Genomic DNA, 24,910 nt, shown 5'->3' on the forward strand with positions numbered 1-24,910 from the left:
GCCTCTTTATTTTTCAATGTTATAGATAGTTTTTAAAGTTTTAGTTAACTGAATAGATCGACCAAAGGTTGAACATCGTATCTTAGCTATACTTAATTACAGCCTTAAGAAATACTTTGTTACACCTTCAGAAACACTTAACCGACTATTTTGATTATTATTTTACGTATACAAGAGGAATGAAAGACTTGATTTTTCGAACTTTCACCCCCATAAATGTACCAATAACTATTGAAGTCACCTTACGAGGAAGATTATGAACAGCCCTATGTTTTCACGCACAGCATCTCAAGAAAGTGCTCTGCAAACCAATAAAGTGTTGCGTAACACCTACGCTCTACTGTCTATGACACTACTTTGGTCTGCTGTTGTAGCAGGCGTATCTATGGCGATGAACCTTCCTCGCCCTGGTCTTATCATCATGCTAGTTGGCTTCTACGGCCTACTTTTCTTAACTGAGAAGAACCGCGACAACAGCATGGGTCTAGTCTTCACATTCCTATTTACAGGTTTCTTAGGCTACACCATCGGTCCAATCCTTAATATGTACGTTGGCGCAGGCATGGGTGATGTCATCCTAACTGCACTTGGCGGTACCGCATTAGCGTTTATGGGTGCTTCAGCTTACGCTCTTACTACTAAGCGTGACCTGTCATTCCTTAACGGCATGCTACTAGCTGGTTTCGTTGTACTACTTGTAGGTATGGTTGCAAACATCTTCCTACAAATGCCTCTACTATCATTGGCAATGAGCGGTATGTTCATCCTGTTCTCGACTGGTGTTATCTTGCTTACAACGCAAAACATCATTCGTGGCGGTGAAACTAACTACATCTCAGCAACGATCAGCTTGTACGTATCAATCTACAACATCTTCATCAGCCTACTAAGCATTCTAGGCATCATGGGTAGCGACGACTAATCACTCCCATAACTGAAGAATATCTTGCCCAAGAGCCTAGCTCTTGGGCTTTTTTGTATCTATCAGCACCAGAATTCTTTTGATAGCTGCAATATTTCTTGAGATCGCTATAAATCTATTGAGAAAAGTAAACTTGGTCATTACCCTATCTGGATAGTTAACTGGATTCTGGATTAAACATGTTTGAATATAACGGCAAGCAAATTGAAACCGATGCTCAAGGCTACCTATTGGACTACACGCAATGGGAAGAAGGTATGATTGAAATTCTTGCTCAAGATGAAGCTATTGAACTTACGGATGCGCACTTAGAAGTCGTACATTTTGTAAGGAGCTTTTACGAAGAGTTCAACACCTCTCCAGCAGTTCGCATGCTAGTTAAAGCGATGGAAAAGGCTCACGGCCCAGAAAAAGGCAACAGCAAGTATCTATTCAAGTTATTCAAGAAAGGCCCAGCGAAGCAAGCGACTAAACTTGCAGGCCTACCTAAACCAGCGAAATGCTTGTAAAGACTAACCTGCTTTAGATCATTCCTGAATATAAATACTGTAGTGACTGAACTACAGTATTTTAAACTCCCCAACACGCACGTTTTGTCGTTCTTTCTCTCCGACTCGATGTTTGACTACGCCATCAACTACCGCACTCTTAGGGCCGATTTTTAGCCATTCGTATAGCTTCTCGATTTGCCCAACCTCTCCGACCGCTAATACTTCTACTCGACCATCATTTAGGTTCTTAGCGTAACCTGAAATACTCAAAGCTTGCGCTTGTCTGCTGGTGTGATAACGAAAACCAACACACTGAACTACGCCTGACACGACAAAAATAAATTGGGAATTTTCCATAACGTTGCCTCATAAATTATATGAATGATATAGTTAAGCTTCTATTCATTCACCGCTTATTGGTGGACTTACTTCGAGTATAACGATTATGAAAGAAATCCCATTTCGTTGGATTGATAAATATCTCATTCACCTAAAAATCCAAGAAAAGTTCTATCTACTCTTCTTATTACCTCTTCTCGCTCTGGTTATATTAACGCTCGTTTTAGATAGTGCAGCGGATTCATTACTGGCTCACCTTTATCAAGAAGAAATGCTCTTGATGAAAGGGCTTATTGAAGCGGGCCAACTCACGAAAGAACAAGTAGCTCAACTCGTTAGTAGTTCTGACAGCATCTCTTTAGGCTATGGTGCAGGTTCTGTTTCAGTCATGAATGGCGCATTTAGTTTAGTAGCAAACCACGATCAAAACCTTTGGTCTGCATTATCTACAACTCAAGTATCTATCATCGCGGTAACGCTAACGCTGATTGCTCTCGGTGTTTACTACATCATGACTTTCATTGGCGGTGCCATGTTCTCAATGAACAAAGCACTGAACACACTGGCGAATGGTGACTTAACTTGTCGAATGAACTACTTCTTAGTTCGTGATGAATTCAGTGAAATTGCCATCACTATCGATAAGGTAGCAGAACGCGAACAAAACATGGTTCTTTCTATACAAGAATCTGTGGCACTTATGCAGCAAATCAGTTCGGACTTGAACCAATCAACACAGCAAAGCTCAGACATTTCAGGTAATCAACAAGAGCACCTGAATAGCCTAGCAAGTGCGACCGAACAGATGGCAGCAACCATTCGTGAAGTGGCCACCCTTGCACACGATTCTAGCTCTCAAACGATGGATGCTCGTGGTGTTGCTCAAAGTGGCCAAGTGAAGGTTTCGAATACTCTAAAATCTATCTCGAGCCTATCTCAAGAGATCCAATCGGCTTCGCAAGCAGTAGAAGAGCTTGATGCGAACGCTGCACAGATCGATGAAGTTGTAACAACCATCAATGGTATCTCAGAACAGACTAACTTGCTTGCTCTCAACGCCGCTATTGAAGCAGCTCGTGCTGGTGAACAAGGACGTGGTTTTGCTGTGGTTGCAGATGAGGTTCGTGCTCTTGCAGGAAGAACACAGCAAGCGACTGTTGAAATCCAAAGCATGATTGAATCATTACAACGTAACAGCCAATCGCTAACAAAACTGATGGAAGTAACGGTTAACAACGCAAATGAAGGACAAACATTAATGTCTGAAGTGAACGTTGAAATCGGCTCTCTGGCTGAAAAGAATCAATCCATTTCGGACAGTAGTACTCAGATAGCTACCGCAGCTGAAGAGCAAGGTGTTGTTGCTGATAACATTGCACAGAGTGTCGAAGAGATTCGTCATCAATCAGACAGCATCTGTGAAATGATCAGTAAGAGTAATGCCAACGTTGACCAGCTTCGTAAGCAAAGCGACACAATGGAAGGCTTATTAACCGGCCTCAAGGCTTAATCATTGAAATATCGTTACTAGGGCTGCTTCTGCAGCCCTTTCTTATTTGCTTTTCACCTGTACTTCCCCGACAATACCCCTCCTTCAAATTCAACAAACAGAGTAAATTATGACTCCTTCAATTCATCTAGCTAAAGGCCGAGATAAATCACTACGCCGCAAACACCCTTGGGTATTTTCACGCGGTATCGATAAGGTCGAAGGCGAGCCACAACAAGGTGAAACTGTAGACGTATATGCTCAAAATGGTCAGTGGCTTGCAAAAGCAGCTTACTCTCCAGCTTCTCAAATTCGAGCTCGTGTTTGGACATTTGAAAAAGAAGAAATCAACAAGGCGTTCTTTGTAAAACGAATTCAAGATGCACAGTCTTTACGTGAAGACATCATCGAACGTGACGGCCTAACGGGTTACCGTTTAACAGCTGCAGAGTCTGATGGCTTGCCTGGCATCACTATCGATAAGTACCAAGACTTTCTAGTTTGCCAGCTGCTAAGTGCAGGCGCTGAGTTTAACAAAAGCGTATTGGTTGAAGCGCTAATCGAGTGCTTCCCCGACTGCAACATTTACGAGCGCTCAGACGTAGCGGTTCGTAAAAAAGAAGGCCTAGAACAAGTTGTCGGTGTACTTCATGGTGAAGAGCCACCTAAGTCAATTGTGATTGAAGAGAATGGCGTAAAAATCAGCGTGAACATTATGGAAGGCCACAAAACGGGCTTCTACATGGACCAACGTGATAGCCGCAAAGAGTCGATGAAATACGTTAAAAACAAAGATGTTCTTAACTGTTTCTCATACACAGGTGGTTTTGGCCTATACGCCCTGAAAGGCGATGCTAAGCGTGTGATTAACGCTGATGTATCTCAACTTGCTCTTGATACGGCGAAGTTGAACGCTGAGCTTAACGAGTTTGATATCTCTAAAAAGCGCGCAGTGTTCCTTAATGCCGACGTATTCAAGCTGCTTCGAGAATACCGCGACCAAGGCACTAAGTTTGACGTAGTGATCATGGATCCACCGAAGTTTGTTTCAAGCAAGAACAACCTAACTTCAGGCGCTAACGGCTACAAAGACGTTAACATGCTTGCAATGCAAATCCTGAAACCAGGCGGCACCCTACTCACCTACTCTTGCTCTGGCTTAATGGGTACAGATTTATTCCAAAAGATCATCGCCGATGCAGCACTAGACGCAGGCCGAACGGTTAAGTTCATCGAGCGCTTCGAACAAGCAGCCGATCACCTAACAGACACAGCCTACCCAGAAGGTTTCTACCTAAAAGGCTTTGCTTGTAAGGTTATTTAAGCGATTTAGCTTTGATAACTAGATAATAAAAAAGGGCCTTTCGGCCCTTTTTTTAAAGTTGATCCGGTAAGTTAACGAACAACTGACTCACCAAATTGGTCAAATCACTATTAGTAACAGAACCATCTACTGCACTATTAACCGAGTCGAACTGATCGCCTACATTATCAAGAACAATCTTTTGAGTTTGACCTGTGTTATCTGTGTTTTCTGAGATGGTAATAACAAGGTCTTTATCACCACTGCCGTTATCAACTTTTTCAATTGTAATATGCTCAAGAAGATCAAACATTGAACTTTCGTTTGGTAACAACTCAGAGATATCAAGATGGTCTTCCCCTAAAGCAAAATCGGTTATCGTATCGACATCACCTTGGAACGGTTGATCAACCCACTTGAACAAGTCATCACCGTCACCACCCGTTAAAATATCATCACCAAGTCCACCTATCAGCGTATCGTCACCGCCTTGACCAAATAAAAGGTCGTCACCGTCACCACCTGATAAAACGTCATCCTTGTCATTAGCATTTGATTGATTGAACTCGTCGACGTTATCCGTAATGTAAGTGTGAATATCGCGAGCAGACACAAGTGATAACTCCTCACCTGTTTGCTGAGCCACATATTTCTGAATGGCTGGTACACCTTGACCGGAAATATTGTCAAACTGCATGAAGTCACCAAATATGATGTCATTACCCGCTAGGCCATCAATACCATCAGAACCTTGTAACAGGTCGATTTCTTTTCCTAAAATAACCTCAGCAAGTTTAGTTACATCAATAGATGTCGCAACTACGCCGTCAGAATCATAATCGTCAAGGACATCTTGATCTAATGAACTACCTAACCCGATAGCTTCAACAGCAGACATTAAAGCTAACAGTTGAAACATATGTTGACCTTGTCTGTTAACTCCACCTCTATCGTAGTAGTCAAAAGAATATCCGTTTATGCTCAGTTCTCCAATTTGTTCACCGGTTAACGGAGAATAAAGCTTAGAATCACCATCAATCAAAACTTTACCCTGATAATTGATAACTCCATTTGTATATCCATCAGGGATTAAATCATCTAGGGTAATAACAGTATTAGTAGCTTCATCGTAATCTAGCAATATGTCGTCAAAATCGCTTCTCATCAACTTACTTTCTGTATAAGAGGTTGGCTCACCATCTGAAATAAAGTAAGAGATATTGTTCCCACTACTTTGCGTAGCAAACCAATCAACAGCAGACTCGAAACCTGCCTCATAATTAGTTCCGCCGCTTCCATTGTCTACAATACTATCGAGAGCAGAAACAAACTGAGCTCTAGGGTTTTGACTGCTTAAGTCCACAGAAACAGACGTATTACTACCATTAGAAAAATCGGTAATTAGGATATTCACATCACCTGAGTGTTGCCCTTGAGAGCTCGCTAAAATAGCATCAAAAACAACTAACAACTCATCCTTCGCCGTATCGACGTCGCTGCCCATGCTGCCAGAAGTATCCAGTATAAAGGCGATGTTGTAATCCTCACCTGCTACGATCTGCAGTCCCTGTACGTCACCAACAATTAAGTCATTGTCTAAAGAGCCAACTATGTTGTCATCACCATGGGAGCCAGTGTTAAGGACATAGCTTCTAAAGCTAACATCAGCCGTTTCTACGGTAACTGCTTGATCGGAGTTCCCTGACTCTGTTGAACTTGCCGTTACGGAAAGCTCAAAGTCAACGTCGCCTTCATGAGAATACGGAATACGTAATTCAGCGTTAATCTCACCGGATGCAGGGATAGTAACAGAGTAACTACCATCATTATTCGGGGAAATCAGTTGCCCGTCCACATACAACCCAACTCCCTGAGGAATGCCTTGTATTGTTACGTCACTACTTAACGTCTCACTACCATCTACATCGACCAGTTCGGTTGTAATGTCTAATGGTATGGCTCGATCTTGAAGAACCGTATATTCACCAGTTTCATTATCGATTTCAACAATAGCATCTGAGAATATAAGTCTTTCGATTCCGTATAAGTGGTCCCCGTCTTCTGTTGTTGGTGAGTTATCGCTAGACGTATCCCTTTCTAGTGAGTCTTTTACTAGCCAATACGGCACTTGGCTGTGCTCTAAACCACGAAAATCGAGACCGTACTCGGAGAACTTACCTTGGTAGATAACTGTGTCGGTTTCCGCTTCGCTATCCTGCGAGCCATTCCCACCATAAAAGGAATCATTACCACTGGTACCGACAAACGTGTCGCTACCGTGTTGACTTAAGTTAACTGCTTGCTGATCGCCCACAAACTGCTGTGCCGCTGCATTATCTGGCGCAATCATCAAGTCGTCACCTTGGTTACCATTATTGAACGCTGGAGACTGATCAACGTGGTCGAAACTGATATCTCCGATAGAGGTTTCACCATTACTCACGAGGTTGCGAATATCGCTAGGTGACGTTCCGAAATCGGGTACCGCTTGCGTTTGTTGTAATTCTCCGACTGCAATAGTTATACGAGGAGCGTCTGCAATCGCGGTTACTGTGATATCAAGAGTATCGCTTACGCCTGTGTTTGTCGTATAAGTTACAGTTGCGACATCGCCAGACCAATTGTCAGAAGGAACAAACAAATAACTACCATCTTGGTCAACAGTTAACTCACCACTAGTCAACGTGATAGTTTGACCAAGGTCATAGAGCGTCCCCCCTATTTCAACTGACTGCAATGATAAAGTGTTGTCTGCGTCAGTATCATTAGATAAAACGTTGCCGGAAACATTGTTATCTTCATCTACAGTTCTAGTATCAGGTTGAGTATGAGTAGCATTGTATTCGTAAACGACCACATCGATGCTAGTCGAAGTTGTTGCAGTACTTGTTGAATCCTTCTCGCTAGCAACTGCTTCCACATCGATAGTGAAATCGTCGTGACTTCCTGCAGGAGGTAAGACAGTCAAATTTGTCATATCCCAACTGCTAATATCAAATTCTTCATTCGTGTTAGTAAATGTGTGAGAGTTGACTCCATCGCTTAACTCTGCCCCCGCAGGGAAACCACTTACATTCACAGCCAAAGTCTCTGAACCATCGATATCATTTAACGATGCTTGCAGCTCTGTCAATGGGATCCGCGTATCTTGTAGGCCTTCATTCGTTGTATAAACCTGATAAAACTCAACACCATTTTCATTGATCAGCTCTGATGTACGTATATCAATACTGTCTAATTGAGATACATCACTGACAATACCAAAGTTGATGTTATTTAAATTAACAGCGCTTCCACCATCAACTGAAACATTAACATCGAAGTTACCAGGACCACTCTGATTATGATGATAAATCTCTATTGGGTAAAAACCGGAAACAGTTGGTGTAAATGCTCCTCCTTGAATGGTCCCGCGACCATCACCCCAACGAGCGTCGTCTGTAAGCTCACCACCTACTTTGATCGCCAAACTATCATCAGCTCTACCAACAAAGTCATAAGATGTACCGGCTTCAAGATAGATAAGGCCAGTTATAAGTGTCGCTTGACCAGCGCCTTGGCTAGGGTCTCTAACATCATTGGTATTACTTGAAGAACTATCGTTACTATCCAAATCATCTATGACATTAATCAAGATATCAGGATCAACACCATTACCAACTCCATATTGGGAACCAACCGAGACACCATTCCACATATTCACGTTGAATTGTTGATCCGGCAGTTCAATACCATCTATGTTAGTAATCAAGTTAGGCGCATCAGCAATTGGCGTAACATTTATAGCAATAGTCGATTCAAGACCTGTATTAATACCATCCGTTGGTTTAAAGCTTATTTGAGCATAATCTTGCTGTTGATCGCCTACCCCTGGAGTTGAATGATTATCGTACCCTGACTCATCTTCATCAGGAGTAAAACGAACTCTATCTGCATCAAACGCACCTTTATCAATGACTTGACCAACTGAAACATCATGCCACAGACCATCGTCACCAAAGTACTCAAACTGACCGTTATCTGGTAAATCAGTAATCTCAATACCTAAAGATGAATCCGGCGAATCAACATCTGTAATTCCAAACGAATCCCACTCAATGAGGATTGGAGTGTCTTCGCTGGTATTGACAACGCCATCTACGGCAATTGGTCCATCGTTCACGTTCGTTTCTTTCAGCGTCACCTCGATCGTATCAACCGTGTTATCGCCCGAACCGTCCGTGCCCGTCGCCGTCACTGTGATTGTATGACTGTTGTCATCCAACTCGTAGTCGTTGGTGAACGCGGCATAACCCGCATCCGTCAGGCTGACCTCACCGGTCTGCTCATTCACGGTATACAGCGCTTCGCCATTATGGAACACGTTGTTTGCGTCAGCGATGCTGTACTCGATGTTGGTGCCATCGGCGTCGGTCGCCGTGACCGTGCCCAGCGTTACGCCCGCTGCCGTGCCTTCCGCATACTCGAACGTATCTGTCGCTTTATCGATGACCGTGTCGTTGTCGTTCACGTTCGTTTCTTTCAGCGTCACCTCGATCGTATCAACCGTGTTATCGCCCGAACCGTCCGTGCCCGTCGCCGTCACTGTGATTGTATGACTGTTGTCATCCAACTCGTAGTCGTTGGTGAACGCGGCATAACCCGCATCCGTCAGGCTGACCTCACCGGTCTGCTCATTCACGGTATACAGCGCTTCGCCATTATGGAACACGTTGTTTGCGTCAGCGATGCTGTACTCGATGTTGGTGCCATCGGCGTCGGTCGCCGTGACCGTGCCCAGCGTTACGCCCGCTGCCGTGCCTTCCGCATACTCGAACGTATCTGTCGCTTTATCGATGACCGTGTCGTTGTCGTTCACGTTCGTTTCTTTCAGCGTCACCTCGATCGTATCAACCGTGTTATCGCCCGAACCGTCCGTGCCCGTCGCCGTCACTGTGATTGTATGACTGTTGTCATCCAACTCGTAGTCGTTGGTGAACGCGGCATAACCCGCATCCGTCAGGCTGACCTCACCGGTCTGCTCATTCACGGTATACAGCGCTTCGCCATTATGGAACACGTTGTTTGCGTCAGCGATGCTGTACTCGATGTTGGTGCCATCGGCGTCGGTCGCCGTGACCGTGCCCAGCGTTACGCCCGCTGCCGTGCCTTCCGCATACTCGAACGTATCTGTCGCTTTATCGATGACCGTGTCGTTGTCGTTCACGTTCGTTTCTTTCAGCGTCACCTCGATCGTATCAACCGTGTTATCGCCCGAACCGTCCGTGCCCGTCGCCGTCACTGTGATTGTATGACTGTTGTCATCCAACTCGTAGTCGTTGGTGAACGCGGCATAACCCGCATCCGTCAGGCTGACCTCACCGGTCTGCTCATTCACGGTATACAGCGCTTCGCCATTATGGAACACGTTGTTTGCGTCAGCGATGCTGTACTCGATGTTGGTGCCATCGGCGTCGGTCGCCGTGACCGTGCCCAGCGTTACGCCCGCTGCCGTGCCTTCCGCATACTCGAACGTATCTGTCGCTTTATCGATGACCGTGTCGTTGTCGTTCACGTTCGTTTCTTTCAGCGTCACCTCGATCGTATCAACCGTGTTATCGCCCGAACCGTCCGTGCCCGTCGCCGTCACTGTGATTGTATGACTGTTGTCATCCAACTCGTAGTCGTTGGTGAACGCGGCATAACCCGCATCCGTCAGGCTGACCTCACCGGTCTGCTCATTCACGGTATACAGCGCTTCGCCATTATGGAACACGTTGTTTGCGTCAGCGATGCTGTACTCGATGTTGGTGCCATCGGCGTCGGTCGCCGTGACCGTGCCCAGCGTTACGCCCGCTGCCGTGCCTTCCGCATACTCGAACGTATCTGTCGCTTTATCGATGACCGTGTCGTTGTCGTTCACGTTCGTTTCTTTCAGCGTCACCTCGATCGTATCAACCGTGTTATCGCCCGAACCGTCCGTGCCCGTCGCCGTCACTGTGATTGTATGACTGTTGTCATCCAACTCGTAGTCGTTGGTGAACGCGGCATAACCCGCATCCGTCAGGCTGACCTCACCGGTCTGCTCATTCACGGTATACAGCGCTTCGCCATTATGGAACACGTTGTTTGCGTCAGCGATGCTGTACTCGATGTTGGTGCCATCGGCGTCGGTCGCCGTGACCGTGCCCAGCGTTACGCCCGCTGCCGTGCCTTCCGCATACTCGAACGTATCTGTCGCTTTATCGATGACCGTGTCGTTGTCGTTCACGTTCGTTTCTTTCAGCGTCACCTCGATCGTATCAACCGTGTTATCGCCCGAACCGTCCGTGCCCGTCGCCGTCACTGTGATTGTATGACTGTTGTCATCCAACTCGTAGTCGTTGGTGAACGCGGCATAACCCGCATCCGTCAGGCTGACCTCACCGGTCTGCTCATTCACGGTATACAGCGCTTCGCCATTATGGAACACGTTGTTTGCGTCAGCGATGCTGTACTCGATGTTGGTGCCATCGGCGTCGGTCGCCGTGACCGTGCCCAGCGTTACGCCCGCTGCCGTGCCTTCCGCATACTCGAACGTATCTGTCGCTTTATCGATGACCGTGTCGTTGTCGTTCACGTTCGTTTCTTTCAGCGTCACCTCGATCGTATCAACCGTGTTATCGCCCGAACCGTCCGTGCCCGTCGCCGTCACTGTGATTGTATGACTGTTGTCATCCAACTCGTAGTCGTTGGTGAACGCGGCATAACCCGCATCCGTCAGGCTGACCTCACCGGTCTGCTCATTCACGGTATACAGCGCTTCGCCATTATGGAACACGTTGTTTGCGTCAGCGATGCTGTACTCGATGTTGGTGCCATCGGCGTCGGTCGCCGTGACCGTGCCCAGCGTTACGCCCGCTGCCGTGCCTTCCGCATACTCGAACGTATCTGTCGCTTTATCGATGACCGTGTCGTTGTCGTTCACGTTCGTTTCTTTCAGCGTCACCTCGATCGTATCAACCGTGTTATCGCCCGAACCGTCCGTGCCCGTCGCCGTCACTGTGATTGTATGACTGTTGTCATCCAACTCGTAGTCGTTGGTGAACGCGGCATAACCCGCATCCGTCAGGCTGACCTCACCGGTCTGCTCATTCACGGTATACAGCGCTTCGCCATTATGGAACACGTTGTTTGCGTCAGCGATGCTGTACTCGATGTTGGTGCCATCGGCGTCGGTCGCCGTGACCGTGCCCAGCGTTACGCCCGCTGCCGTGCCTTCCGCATACTCGAACGTATCTGTCGCTTTATCGATGACCGTGTCGTTGTCGTTCACGTTCGTTTCTTTCAGCGTCACCTCGATCGTATCAACCGTGTTATCGCCCGAACCGTCCGTGCCCGTCGCCGTCACTGTGATTGTATGACTGTTGTCATCCAACTCGTAGTCGTTGGTGAACGCGGCATAACCCGCATCCGTCAGGCTGACCTCACCGGTCTGCTCATTCACGGTATACAGCGCTTCGCCATTATGGAACACGTTGTTTGCGTCAGCGATGCTGTACTCGATGTTGGTGCCATCGGCGTCGGTCGCCGTGACCGTGCCCAGCGTTACGCCCGCTGCCGTGCCTTCCGCATACTCGAACGTATCTGTCGCTTTATCGATGACCGTGTCGTTGTCGTTCACGTTCGTTTCTTTCAGCGTCACCTCGATCGTATCAACCGTGTTATCGCCCGAACCGTCCGTGCCCGTCGCCGTCACTGTGATTGTATGACTGTTGTCATCCAACTCGTAGTCGTTGGTGAACGCGGCATAACCCGCATCCGTCAGGCTGACCTCACCGGTCTGCTCATTCACGGTATACAGCGCTTCGCCATTATGGAACACGTTGTTTGCGTCAGCGATGCTGTACTCGATGTTGGTGCCATCGGCGTCGGTCGCCGTGACCGTGCCCAGCGTTACGCCCGCTGCCGTGCCTTCCGCATACTCGAACGTATCTGTCGCTTTATCGATGACCGTGTCGTTGTCGTTCACGTTCGTTTCTTTCAGCGTCACCTCGATCGTATCAACCGTGTTATCGCCCGAACCGTCCGTGCCCGTCGCCGTCACTGTGATTGTATGACTGTTGTCATCCAACTCGTAGTCGTTGGTGAACGCGGCATAACCCGCATCCGTCAGGCTGACCTCACCGGTCTGCTCATTCACGGTATACAGCGCTTCGCCATTATGGAACACGTTGTTTGCGTCAGCGATGCTGTACTCGATGTTGGTGCCATCGGCGTCGGTCGCCGTGACCGTGCCCAGCGTTACGCCCGCTGCCGTGCCTTCCGCATACTCGAACGTATCTGTCGCTTTATCGATGACCGTGTCGTTGTCGTTCACGTTCGTTTCTTTCAGCGTCACCTCGATCGTATCAACCGTGTTATCGCCCGAACCGTCCGTGCCCGTCGCCGTCACTGTGATTGTATGACTGTTGTCATCCAACTCGTAGTCGTTGGTGAACGCGGCATAACCCGCATCCGTCAGGCTGACCTCACCGGTCTGCTCATTCACGGTATACAGCGCTTCGCCATTATGGAACACGTTGTTTGCGTCAGCGATGCTGTACTCGATGTTGGTGCCATCGGCGTCGGTCGCCGTGACCGTGCCCAGCGTTACGCCCGCTGCCGTGCCTTCCGCATACTCGAACGTATCTGTCGCTTTATCGATGACCGTGTCGTTGTCGTTCACGTTCGTTTCTTTCAGCGTCACCTCGATCGTATCAACCGTGTTATCGCCCGAACCGTCCGTGCCCGTCGCCGTCACTGTGATTGTATGACTGTTGTCATCCAACTCGTAGTCGTTGGTGAACGCGGCATAACCCGCATCCGTCAGGCTGACCTCACCGGTCTGCTCATTCACGGTATACAGCGCTTCGCCATTATGGAACACGTTGTTTGCGTCAGCGATGCTGTACTCGATGTTGGTGCCATCGGCGTCGGTCGCCGTGACCGTGCCCAGCGTTACGCCCGCTGCCGTGCCTTCCGCATACTCGAACGTATCTGTCGCTTTATCGATGACCGTGTCGTTGTCGTTCACGTTCGTTTCTTTCAGCGTCACCTCGATCGTATCAACCGTGTTATCGCCCGAACCGTCCGTGCCCGTCGCCGTCACTGTGATTGTATGACTGTTGTCATCCAACTCGTAGTCGTTGGTGAACGCGGCATAACCCGCATCCGTCAGGCTGACCTCACCGGTCTGCTCATTCACGGTATACAGCGCTTCGCCATTATGGAACACGTTGTTTGCGTCAGCGATGCTGTACTCGATGTTGGTGCCATCGGCGTCGGTCGCCGTGACCGTGCCCAGCGTTACGCCCGCTGCCGTGCCTTCCGCATACTCGAACGTATCTGTCGCTTTATCGATGACCGTGTCGTTGTCGTTCACGTTCGTTTCTTTCAGCGTCACCTCGATCGTATCAACCGTGTTATCGCCCGAACCGTCCGTGCCCGTCGCCGTCACTGTGATTGTATGACTGTTGTCATCCAACTCGTAGTCGTTGGTGAACGCGGCATAACCCGCATCCGTCAGGCTGACCTCACCGGTCTGCTCATTCACGGTATACAGCGCTTCGCCATTATGGAACACGTTGTTTGCGTCAGCGATGCTGTACTCGATGTTGGTGCCATCGGCGTCGGTCGCCGTGACCGTGCCCAGCGTTACGCCCGCTGCCGTGCCTTCCGCATACTCGAACGTATCTGTCGCTTTATCGATGACCGTGTCGTTGTCGTTCACGTTCGTTTCTTTCAGCGTCACCTCGATCGTATCAACCGTGTTATCGCCCGAACCGTCCGTGCCCGTCGCCGTCACTGTGATTGTATGACTGTTGTCATCCAACTCGTAGTCGTTGGTGAACGCGGCATAACCCGCATCCGTCAGGCTGACCTCACCGGTCTGCTCATTCACGGTATACAGCGCTTCGCCATTATGGAACACGTTGTTTGCGTCAGCGATGCTGTACTCGATGTTGGTGCCATCGGCGTCGGTCGCCGTGACCGTGCCCAGCGTTACGCCCGCTGCCGTGCCTTCCGCATACTCGAACGTATCTGTCGCTTTATCGATGACCGTGTCGTTGTCGTTCACGTTCGTTTCTTTCAGCGTCACCTCGATCGTATCAACCGTGTTATCGCCCGAACCGTCCGTGCCCGTCGCCGTCACTGTGATTGTATGACTGTTGTCATCCAACTCGTAGTCGTTGGTGAACGCGGCATAACCCGCATCCGTCAGGCTGACCTCACCGGTCTGCTCATTCACGGTATACAGCGCTTCGCCATTATGGAACACGTTGTTTGCGTCAGCGATGCTGTACTCGATGTTGGTGCCATCGGCGTCGGTCGCCGTGACCGTGCCCAGCGTTACGCCCGCTGCCGTGCCTTCCGCATACTCGAACGTATCTGTCGCTTTATCGATGACCGTGTCGTTGTCGTTCACGTTCGTTTCTTTCAGCGTCACCTCGATCGTATCAACCGTGTTATCGCCCGAACCGTCCGTGCCCGTCGCCGTCACTGTGATTGTATGACTGTTGTCATCCAACTCGTAGTCGTTGGTGAACGCGGCATAACCCGCATCCGTCAGGCTGACCTCACCGGTCTGCTCATTCACGGTATACAGCGCTTCGCCATTATGGAACACGTTGTTTGCGTCAGCGATGCTGTACTCGATGTTGGTGCCATCGGCGTCGGTCGCCGTGACCGTGCCCAGCGTTACGCCCGCTGCCGTGCCTTCCGCATACTCGAACGTATCTGTCGCTTTATCGATGACCGTGTCGTTGTCGTTCACGTTCGTTTCTTTCAGCGTCACCTCGATCGTATCAACCGTGTTATCGCCCGAACCGTCCGTGCCCGTCGCCGTCACTGTGATTGTATGACTGTTGTCATCCAACTCGTAGTCGTTGGTGAACGCGGCATAACCCGCATCCGTCAGGCTGACCTCACCGGTCTGCTCATTCACGGTATACAGCGCTTCGCCATTATGGAACACGTTGTTTGCGTCAGCGATGCTGTACTCGATGTTGGTGCCATCGGCGTCGGTCGCCGTGACCGTGCCCAGCGTTACGCCCGCTGCCGTGCCTTCCGCATACTCGAACGTATCTGTCGCTTTATCGATGACCGTGTCGTTGTCGTTCACGTTCGTTTCTTTCAGCGTCACCTCGATCGTATCAACCGTGTTATCGCCCGAACCGTCCGTGCCCGTCGCCGTCACTGTGATTGTATGACTGTTGTCATCCAACTCGTAGTCGTTGGTGAACGCGGCATAACCCGCATCCGTCAGGCTGACCTCACCGGTCTGCTCATTCACGGTATACAGCGCTTCGCCATTATGGAACACGTTGTTTGCGTCAGCGATGCTGTACTCGATGTTGGTGCCATCGGCGTCGGTCGCCGTGACCGTGCCCAGCGTTACGCCCGCTGCCGTGCCTTCCGCATACTCGAACGTATCTGTCGCTTTATCGATGACCGTGTCGTTGTCGTTCACGTTCGTTTCTTTCAGCGTCACCTCGATCGTATCAACCGTGTTATCGCCCGAACCGTCCGTGCCCGTCGCCGTCACTGTGATTGTATGACTGTTGTCATCCAACTCGTAGTCGTTGGTGAACGCGGCATAACCCGCATCCGTCAGGCTGACCTCACCGGTCTGCTCATTCACGGTATACAGCGCTTCGCCATTATGGAACACGTTGTTTGCGTCAGCGATGCTGTACTCGATGTTGGTGCCATCGGCGTCGGTCGCCGTGACCGTGCCCAGCGTTACGCCCGCTGCCGTGCCTTCCGCATACTCGAACGTATCTGTCGCTTTATCGATGACCGTGTCGTTGTCGTTCACGTTCGTTTCTTTCAGCGTCACCTCGATCGTATCAACCGTGTTATCGCCCGAACCGTCCGTGCCCGTCGCCGTCACTGTGATTGTATGACTGTTGTCATCCAACTCGTAGTCGTTGGTGAACGCGGCATAACCCGCATCCGTCAGGCTGACCTCACCGGTCTGCTCATTCACGGTATACAGCGCTTCGCCATTATGGAACACGTTGTTTGCGTCAGCGATGCTGTACTCGATGTTGGTGCCATCGGCGTCGGTCGCCGTGACCGTGCCCAGCGTTACGCCCGCTGCCGTGCCTTCCGCATACTCGAACGTATCTGTCGCTTTATCGATGACCGTGTCGTTGTCGTTCACGTTCGTTTCTTTCAGCGTCACCTCGATCGTATCAACCGTGTTATCGCCCGAACCGTCCGTGCCCGTCGCCGTCACTGTGATTGTATGACTGTTGTCATCCAACTCGTAGTCGTTGGTGAACGCGGCATAACCCGCATCCGTCAGGCTGACCTCACCGGTCTGCTCATTCACGGTATACAGCGCTTCGCCATTATGGAACACGTTGTTTGCGTCAGCGATGCTGTACTCGATGTTGGTGCCATCGGCGTCGGTCGCCGTGACCGTGCCCAGCGTTACGCCCGCTGCCGTGCCTTCCGCATACTCGAACGTATCTGTCGCTTTATCGATGACCGTGTCGTTGTCGTTCACGTTCGTTTCTTTCAGCGTCACCTCGATCGTATCAACCGTGTTATCGCCCGAACCGTCCGTGCCCGTCGCCGTCACTGTGATTGTATGACTGTTGTCATCCAACTCGTAGTCGTTGGTGAACGCGGCATAACCCGCATCCGTCAGGCTGACCTCACCGGTCTGCTCATTCACGGTATACAGCGCTTCGCCATTATGGAACACGTTGTTTGCGTCAGCGATGCTGTACTCGATGTTGGTGCCATCGGCGTCGGTCGCCGTGACCGTGCCCAGCGTTACGCCCGCTGCCGTGCCTTCCGCATACTCGAACGTATCTGTCGCTTTATCGATGACCGTGTCGTTGTCGTTCACGTTCGTTTCTTTCAGCGTCACCTCGATCGTATCAACCGTGTTATCGCCCGAACCGTCCGTGCCCGTCGCCGTCACTGTGATTGTATGACTGTTGTCATCCAACTCGTAGTCGTTGGTGAACGCGGCATAACCCGCATCCGTCAGGCTGACCTCACCGGTCTGCTCATTCACGGTATACAGCGCTTCGCCATTATGGAACACGTTGTTTGCGTCAGCGATGCTGTACTCGATGTTGGTGCCATCGGCGTCGGTCGCCGTGACCGTGCCCAGCGTTACGCCCGCTGCCGTGCCTTCCGCATACTCGAACGTATCTGTCGCTTTATCGATGACCGTGTCGTTGTCGTTCACGTTCGTTTCTTTCAGCGTCACCTCGATCGTATCAACCGTGTTATCGCCCGAACCGTCCGTGCCCGTCGCCGTCACTGTGATTGTATGACTGTTGTCATCCAACTCGTAGTCGTTGGTGAACGCGGCATAACCCGCATCCGTCAGGCTGACCTCACCGGTCTGCTCATTCACGGTATACAGCGCTTCGCCATTATGGAACACGTTGTTTGCGTCAGCGATGCTGTACTCGATGTTGGTGCCATCGGCGTCGGTCGCCGTGACCGTGCCCAGCGTTACGCCCGCTGCCGTGCCTTCCGCATACTCGAACGTATCTGTCGCTTTATCGATGACCGTGTCGTTGTCGTTCACGTTCGTTTCTTTCAGCGTCACCTCGATCGTATCAACCGTGTTATCGCCCGAACCGTCCGTGCCCGTCGCCGTCACTGTGATTGTATGACTGTTGTCATCCAACTCGTAGTCGTTGGTGAACGCGGCATAACCCGCATCCGTCAGGCTGACCTCACCGGTCTGCTCATTCACGGTATACAGCGCTTCGCCATTATGGAACACGTTGTTTGCGTCAGCGATGCTGTACTCGATGTTGGTGCCATCGGCGTCGGTCGCCGTGACCGTGCCCAGCGTTACGCCCGCTGCCGTGCCTTCCGCATACTCGAACGTATCTGTCGCTTTATCGATGACCGTGTCGTTGTCGTTCACGTTCGTTTCTTTCAGCGTCACCTCGATCGTATCAACCGTGTTATCGCCCGAACCGTCCGTGCCCGTCGCCGTCACTGTGATTGTATGACTGTTGTCATCCAACTCGTAGTCGTTGGTGAACGCGGCATAACCCGCATCCGTCAGGCTGACCTCACCGGTCTGCTCATTCACGGTATACAGCGCTTCGCCATTATGGAACACGTTGTTTGCGTCAGCGATGCTGTACTCGATGTTGGTGCCATCGGCGTCGGTCGCCGTGACCGTGCCCAGCGTTACGCCCGCTGCCGTGCCTTCCGCATACTCGAACGTATCTGTCGCTTTATCGATGACCGTGTCGTTGTCGTTCACGTTCGTTTCTTTCAGCGTCACCTCGATCGTATCAACCGTGTTATCGCCCGAACCGTCCGTGCCCGTCGCCGTCACTGTGATTGTATGACTGTTGTCATCCAACTCGTAGTCGTTGGTGAACGCGGCATAACCCGCATCCGTCAGGCTGACCTCACCGGTCTGCTCATTCACGGTATACAGCGCTTCGCCATTATGGAACACGTTGTTTGCGTCAGCGATGCTGTACTCGATGTTGGTGCCATCGGCGTCGGTCGCCGTGACCGTGCCCAGCGTTACGCCCGCTGCCGTGCCTTCCGCATACTCGAACGTATCTGTCGCTTTATCGATGACCGTGTCGTTGTCGTTCACGTTCGTTTCTTTCAGCGTCACCTCGATCGTATCAACCGTGTTATCGCCCGAACCGTCCGTGCCCGTCGCCGTCACTGTGATTGTATGACTGTTGTCATCCAACTCGTAGTCGTTGGTGAACGCGGCATAACCCGCATCCGTCAGGCTGACCTCACCGGTCTGCTCATTCACGGTATACAGCGCTTCGCCATTATGGAACACGTTGTTTGCGTCAGCGATGCTGTACTCGATGTTGGTGCCATCGGCGTCGGTCGCCGTGACCGTGCCCAGCGTTACGCCCGCTGCCGTGCCTTCCGCATACTCGAACGTATCTGTCGCTTTATCGATGACCGTGTCGTTGTCGTTCACGTTCGTTTCTTTCAGCGTCACCTCGATCGTATCAACCGTGTTATCGCCCGAACCGTCCGTGCCCGTCGCCGTCACTGTGATTGTATGACTGTTGTCATCCAACTCGTAGTCGTTGGTGAACGCGGCATAACCCGCATCCGTCAGGCTGACCTCACCGGTCTGCTCATTCACGGTATACAGCGCTTCGCCATTATGGAACACGTTGTTTGCGTCAGCGATGCTGTACTCGATGTTGGTGCCATCGGCGTCGGTCGCCGTGACCGTGCCCAGCGTTACGCCCGCTGCCGTGCCTTCCGCATACTCGAACGTATCTGTCGCTTTATCGATGACCGTGTCGTTGTCGTTCACGTTCGTTTCTTTCAGCGTCACCTCGATCGTATCAACCGTGTTATCGCCCGAACCGTCCGTGCCCGTCGCCGTCACTGTGATTGTATGACTGTTGTCATCCAACTCGTAGTCGTTGGTGAACGCGGCATAACCCGCATCCGTCAGGCTGACCTCACCGGTCTGCTCATTCACGGTATACAGCGCTTCGCCATTATGGAACACGTTGTTTGCGTCAGCGATGCTGTACTCGATGTTGGTGCCATCGGCGTCGGTCGCCGTGACCGTGCCCAGCGTTACGCCCGCTGCCGTGCCTTCCGCATACTCGAACGTATCTGTCGCTTTATCGATGACCGTGTCGTTGTCGTTCACGTTCGTTTCTTTCAGCGTCACCTCGATCGTATCAACCGTGTTATCGCCCGAACCGTCCGTGCCCGTCGCCGTCACTGTGATTGTATGACTGTTGTCATCCAACTCGTAGTCGTTGGTGAACGCGGCATAACCCGCATCCGTCAGGCTGACCTCACCGGTCTGCTCATTCACGGTATACAGCGCTTCGCCATTATGGAACACGTTGTTTGCGTCAGCGATGCTGTACTCGATGTTGGTGCCATCGGCGTCGGTCGCCGTGACCGTGCCCAGCGTTACGCCCGCTGCCGTGCCTTCCGCATACTCGAACGTATCTGTCGCTTTATCGATGACCGTGTCGTTGTCGTTCACGTTCGTTTCTTTCAGCGTCACCTCGATCGTATCAACCGTGTTATCGCCCGAACCGTCCGTGCCCGTCGCCGTCACTGTGATTGTATGACTGTTGTCATCCAACTCGTAGTCGTTGGTGAACGCGGCATAACCCGCATCCGTCAGGCTGACCTCACCGGTCTGCTCATTCACGGTATACAGCGCTTCGCCATTATGGAACACGTTGTTTGCGTCAGCGATGCTGTACTCGATGTTGGTGCCATCGGCGTCGGTCGCCGTGACCGTGCCCAGCGTTACGCCCGCTGCCGTGCCTTCCGCATACTCGAACGTATCTGTCGCTTTATCGATGACCGTGTCGTTGTCGTTCACGTTCGTTTCTTTCAGCGTCACCTCGATCGTATCAACCGTGTTATCGCCCGAACCGTCCGTGCCCGTCGCCGTCACTGTGATTGTATGACTGTTGTCATCCAACTCGTAGTCGTTGGTGAACGCGGCATAACCCGCATCCGTCAGGCTGACCTCACCGGTCTGCTCATTCACGGTATACAGCGCTTCGCCATTATGGAACACGTTGTTTGCGTCAGCGATGCTGTACTCGATGTTGGTGCCATCGGCGTCGGTCGCCGTGACCGTGCCCAGCGTTACGCCCGCTGCCGTGCCTTCCGCATACTCGAACGTATCTGTCGCTTTATCGATGACCGTGTCGTTGTCGTTCACGTTCGTTTCTTTCAGCGTCACCTCGATCGTATCAACCGTGTTATCGCCCGAACCGTCCGTGCCCGTCGCCGTCACTGTGATTGTATGACTGTTGTCATCCAACTCGTAGTCGTTGGTGAACGCGGCATAACCCGCATCCGTCAGGCTGACCTCACCGGTCTGCTCATTCACGGTATACAGCGCTTCGCCATTATGGAACACGTTGTTTGCGTCAGCGATGCTGTACTCGATGTTGGTGCCATCGGCGTCGGTCGCCGTGACCGTGCCCAGCGTTACGCCCGCTGCCGTGCCTTCCGCATACTCGAACGTATCTGTCGCTTTATCGATGACCGTGTCGTTGTCGTTCACGTTCGTTTCTTTCAGCGTCACCTCGATCGTATCAACCGTGTTATCGCCCGAACCGTCCGTGCCCGTCGCCGTCACTGTGATTGTATGACTGTTGTCATCCAACTCGTAGTCGTTGGTGAACGCGGCATAACCCGCATCCGTCAGGCTGACCTCACCGGTCTGCTCATTCACGGTATACAGCGCTTCGCCATTATGGAACACGTTGTTTGCGTCAGCGATGCTGTACTCGATGTTGGTGCCATCGGCGTCGGTCGCCGTGACCGTGCCCAGCGTTACGCCCGCTGCCGTGCCTTCCGCATACTCGAACGTATCTGTCGCTTTATCGATGACCGTGTCGTTGTCGTTCACGTTCGTTTCTTTCAGCGTCACCTCGATCGTATCAACCGTGTTATCGCCCGAACCGTCCGTGCCCGTCGCCGTCACTGTGATTGTATGACTGTTGTCATCCAACTCGTAGTCGTTGGTGAACGCGGCATAACCCGCATCCGTCAGGCTGACCTCACCGGTCTGCTCATTCACGGTATACAGCGCTTCGCCATTATGGAACACGTTGTTTGCGTCAGCGATGCTGTACTCGATGTTGGTGCCATCGGCGTCGGTCGCCGTGACCGTGCCCAGCGTTACGCCCGCTGCCGTGCCTTCCGCATACTCGAACGTATCTGTCGCTTTATCGATGACCGTGTCGTTGTCGTTCACGTTCGTTTCTTTCAGCGTCACCTCGATCGTATCAACCGTGTTATCGCCCGAACCGTCCGTGCCCGTCGCCGTCACTGTGATTGTATGACTGTTGTCATCCAACTCGTAGTCGTTGGTGAACGCGGCATAACCCGCATCCGTCAGGCTGACCTCACCGGTCTGCTCATTCACGGTATACAGCGCTTCGCCATTATGGAACACGTTGTTTGCGTCAGCGATGCTGTACTCGATGTTGGTGCCATCGGCGTCGGTCGCCGTGACCGTGCCCAGCGTTACGCCCGCTGCCGTGCCTTCCGCATACTCGAACGTATCTGTCGCTTTATCGATGACCGTGTCGTTGTCGTTCACGTTCGTTTCTTTCAGCGTCACCTCGATCGTATCAACCGTGTTATCGCCCGAACCGTCCGTGCCCGTCGCCGTCACTGTGATTGTATGACTGTTGTCATCCAACTCGTAGTCGTTGGTGAACGCGGCATAACCCGCATCCGTCAGGCTGACCTCACCGGTCTGCTCATTCACGGTATACAGCGCTTCGCCATTATGGAACACGTTGTTTGCGTCAGCGATGCTGTACTCGATGTTGGTGCCATCGGCGTCGGTCGCCGTGACCGTGCCCAGCGTTACGCCCGCTGCCGTGCCTTCCGCATACTCGAACGTATCTGTCGCTTTATCGATGACCGTGTCGTTGTCGTTCACGTTCGTTTCTTTCAGCGTCACCTCGATCGTATCAACCGTGTTATCGCCCGAACCGTCCGTGCCCGTCGCCGTCACTGTGATTGTATGACTGTTGTCATCCAACTCGTAGTCGTTGGTGAACGCGGCATAACCCGCATCCGTCAGGCTGACCTCACCGGTCTGCTCATTCACGGTATACAGCGCTTCGCCATTATGGAACACGTTGTTTGCGTCAGCGATGCTGTACTCGATGTTGGTGCCATCGGCGTCGGTCGCCGTGACCGTGCCCAGCGTTACGCCCGCTGCCGTGCCTTCCGCATACTCGAACGTATCTGTCGCTTTATCGATGACCGTGTCGTTGTCGTTCACGTTCGTTTCTTTCAGCGTCACAGTAGCTTCTGAAACATTACCTAAATCATCTGTTAATACTACTTGGTAATCGCCACTGTTCGTGCCTTGCTCGAAGTCGTTCACCTCCGCCGCCACGCCCGCTGCCGTGATGCTGATATTGCCGGCCGCATCCACACTGTAGAAGCCGTCTTCACTGGTGGTGCTTAAGGTGCCGTCACTGTGTTTGAACTCGTATTTGGTCACGCCATCCAGATCGCTGCCTGACAAGGTGCCAACCACCGCGTCCGCCACTTGGTTTTCCGCGTAGCTTACTTCCTGGTCTGTGAATAAAGCGTCATCATTTACAGGCGTAACCCCAACATCAACGGTAATAGTATCAGTACCGCCTTCACCATCACTGATAACGACTGTAAAACTGTCAGAACCGTTGTAGTTTTCATCTGGTGTGTAAGTCCAGTTACCATTTTCATCGACAACCACAGAGCCGTTTGACGGATCTGTGCTTTTAGTGAATGTTAACGAGTCACCGTCGGCATCAGTTGCGTTTAGCGTTCCGCTTACTGGGGTGTCTTCATTGGTGGTTACTGAAACGTCATTGCCAACAGGGGCATCGTTGACAGGAGCTACACCAATATTAACTGTGATTGTATCGGTACCGCCTTGGCCGTCGGATACAACAACCGTGAAGCTGTCATCGCCGTTGTAATTTTCATTAGGTGTGTAGCTCCAATCGCCATTGTCATCGACGACTACAGATCCGTTTAATGGATCTGTCGCTTTGGTGAAAGATAGAGAGTCACCATCTTCGTCTGAGGCTGAAAGGATTCCGTTTACTGGTGTGTCTTCATTTGTTGTAAAAGAGACAGTGTCACCGGCTGGAGAGTTATTGTTATCAACAAAAATAGGTTCATTGTTAGGTTGCTCGAACGAGCGGAAGGCATCGAGGAGGCTGAGGCTCTGAGTACGAGACATACCTAGCGCTTCAAAACCTGTGGTTACGAATTCGGTTCCTGGAATAGTTTCTTCACCATCACGTTCGATGGTTCCGCTAGTACCTAAACTAGAACCATTCTGACCTGCAGCGGTCGCGAACTCTTCACCGAGTTCTGTTGGATCTTCACCTTCTTCTAATGCGGCAAAAATATTTGCTATATCTTGGTCAAGCTCAACTTCCCCACCTTCTTCCGGTGAAAAACGCTTCGCTGATACTTCCGGAGTATTAGGGGCATTTAGGGATTCAAGAATGACATCCCCCGCTTGCAATGGCTGGCCGTCTTCTAGGACTTTAATTGTACCATCTACCGAAATAACAATGCGTTGGCCAAGTGCTAATGCACCGCTCACATTCAATACTGTCATGTCCATATAAACCCCTAAAACCCATTTTCAATCAAAACGTCAAAATAGTGACACTGTATTTATAATATTAGACAAAATATAACACCTAACAGGATATAATTCATAGTTATGAATGCATATTTTAACAAGGTCATATACACCATGATGACAACGGTCACACACATTAATATGGAAAGTGCTCTCAAGTTCCACATAAGTTATTGTGCTAACGAAAAATAATTGACATATTAATAGAGTTCAAAGTGCA

The 24,910-nt window shown here is 50.9% G+C and carries 6 protein-coding genes; 4 read left to right on the forward strand and 2 right to left on the reverse strand.

Annotated elements, in window-relative coordinates:
- Positions 1–256 precede the first annotated feature (256 nt).
- Positions 257–922, forward strand: a complete 666-nt coding sequence (locus tag L0992_08760; protein ID XGB65818.1) for a Bax inhibitor-1/YccA family protein — start codon at positions 257–259, stop codon at positions 920–922.
- A gap of 179 nt (positions 923–1,101) precedes the next feature.
- On the forward strand, positions 1,102–1,431 hold the full coding sequence (locus tag L0992_08765; GenBank protein XGB65819.1) for a TusE/DsrC/DsvC family sulfur relay protein: 330 nt from the start codon (positions 1,102–1,104) through the stop codon (positions 1,429–1,431).
- A 51-nt stretch (positions 1,432–1,482) separates the two neighbouring features.
- Here L0992_08765 and yccX read toward each other — a convergent pair whose 3' ends face one another.
- Positions 1,483–1,770, reverse strand: a complete 288-nt coding sequence (yccX, locus tag L0992_08770) for an acylphosphatase (GenBank protein XGB65820.1) — start codon at positions 1,768–1,770, stop codon at positions 1,483–1,485.
- A gap of 88 nt (positions 1,771–1,858) precedes the next feature.
- Here yccX and L0992_08775 point away from each other — a divergent pair, with 88 nt between their 5' ends.
- Complete coding sequence (locus L0992_08775; GenBank protein ID XGB65821.1) at positions 1,859–3,262, forward strand: methyl-accepting chemotaxis protein; 1,404 nt, start codon at positions 1,859–1,861, stop codon at positions 3,260–3,262.
- Positions 3,263–3,371: 109 nt separating this feature from the next.
- Positions 3,372–4,565, forward strand: coding sequence for a class I SAM-dependent methyltransferase (locus L0992_08780; protein ID XGB65822.1), 1,194 nt, complete (start codon positions 3,372–3,374; stop codon positions 4,563–4,565).
- Between the two features lie 52 nt (positions 4,566–4,617).
- Here L0992_08780 and L0992_08785 read toward each other — a convergent pair whose 3' ends face one another.
- Entirely contained in the window at positions 4,618–24,669 is a 20,052-nt protein-coding gene (locus L0992_08785) for an Ig-like domain-containing protein (protein ID XGB65823.1), read from the reverse strand.
- Positions 24,670–24,910: the final 241 nt, after the last annotated feature.

The organism is Vibrio pomeroyi (assembly GCA_041879425.1).
Classification (GTDB): Bacteria; Pseudomonadota; Gammaproteobacteria; order Enterobacterales; family Vibrionaceae; genus Vibrio; species Vibrio pomeroyi_A.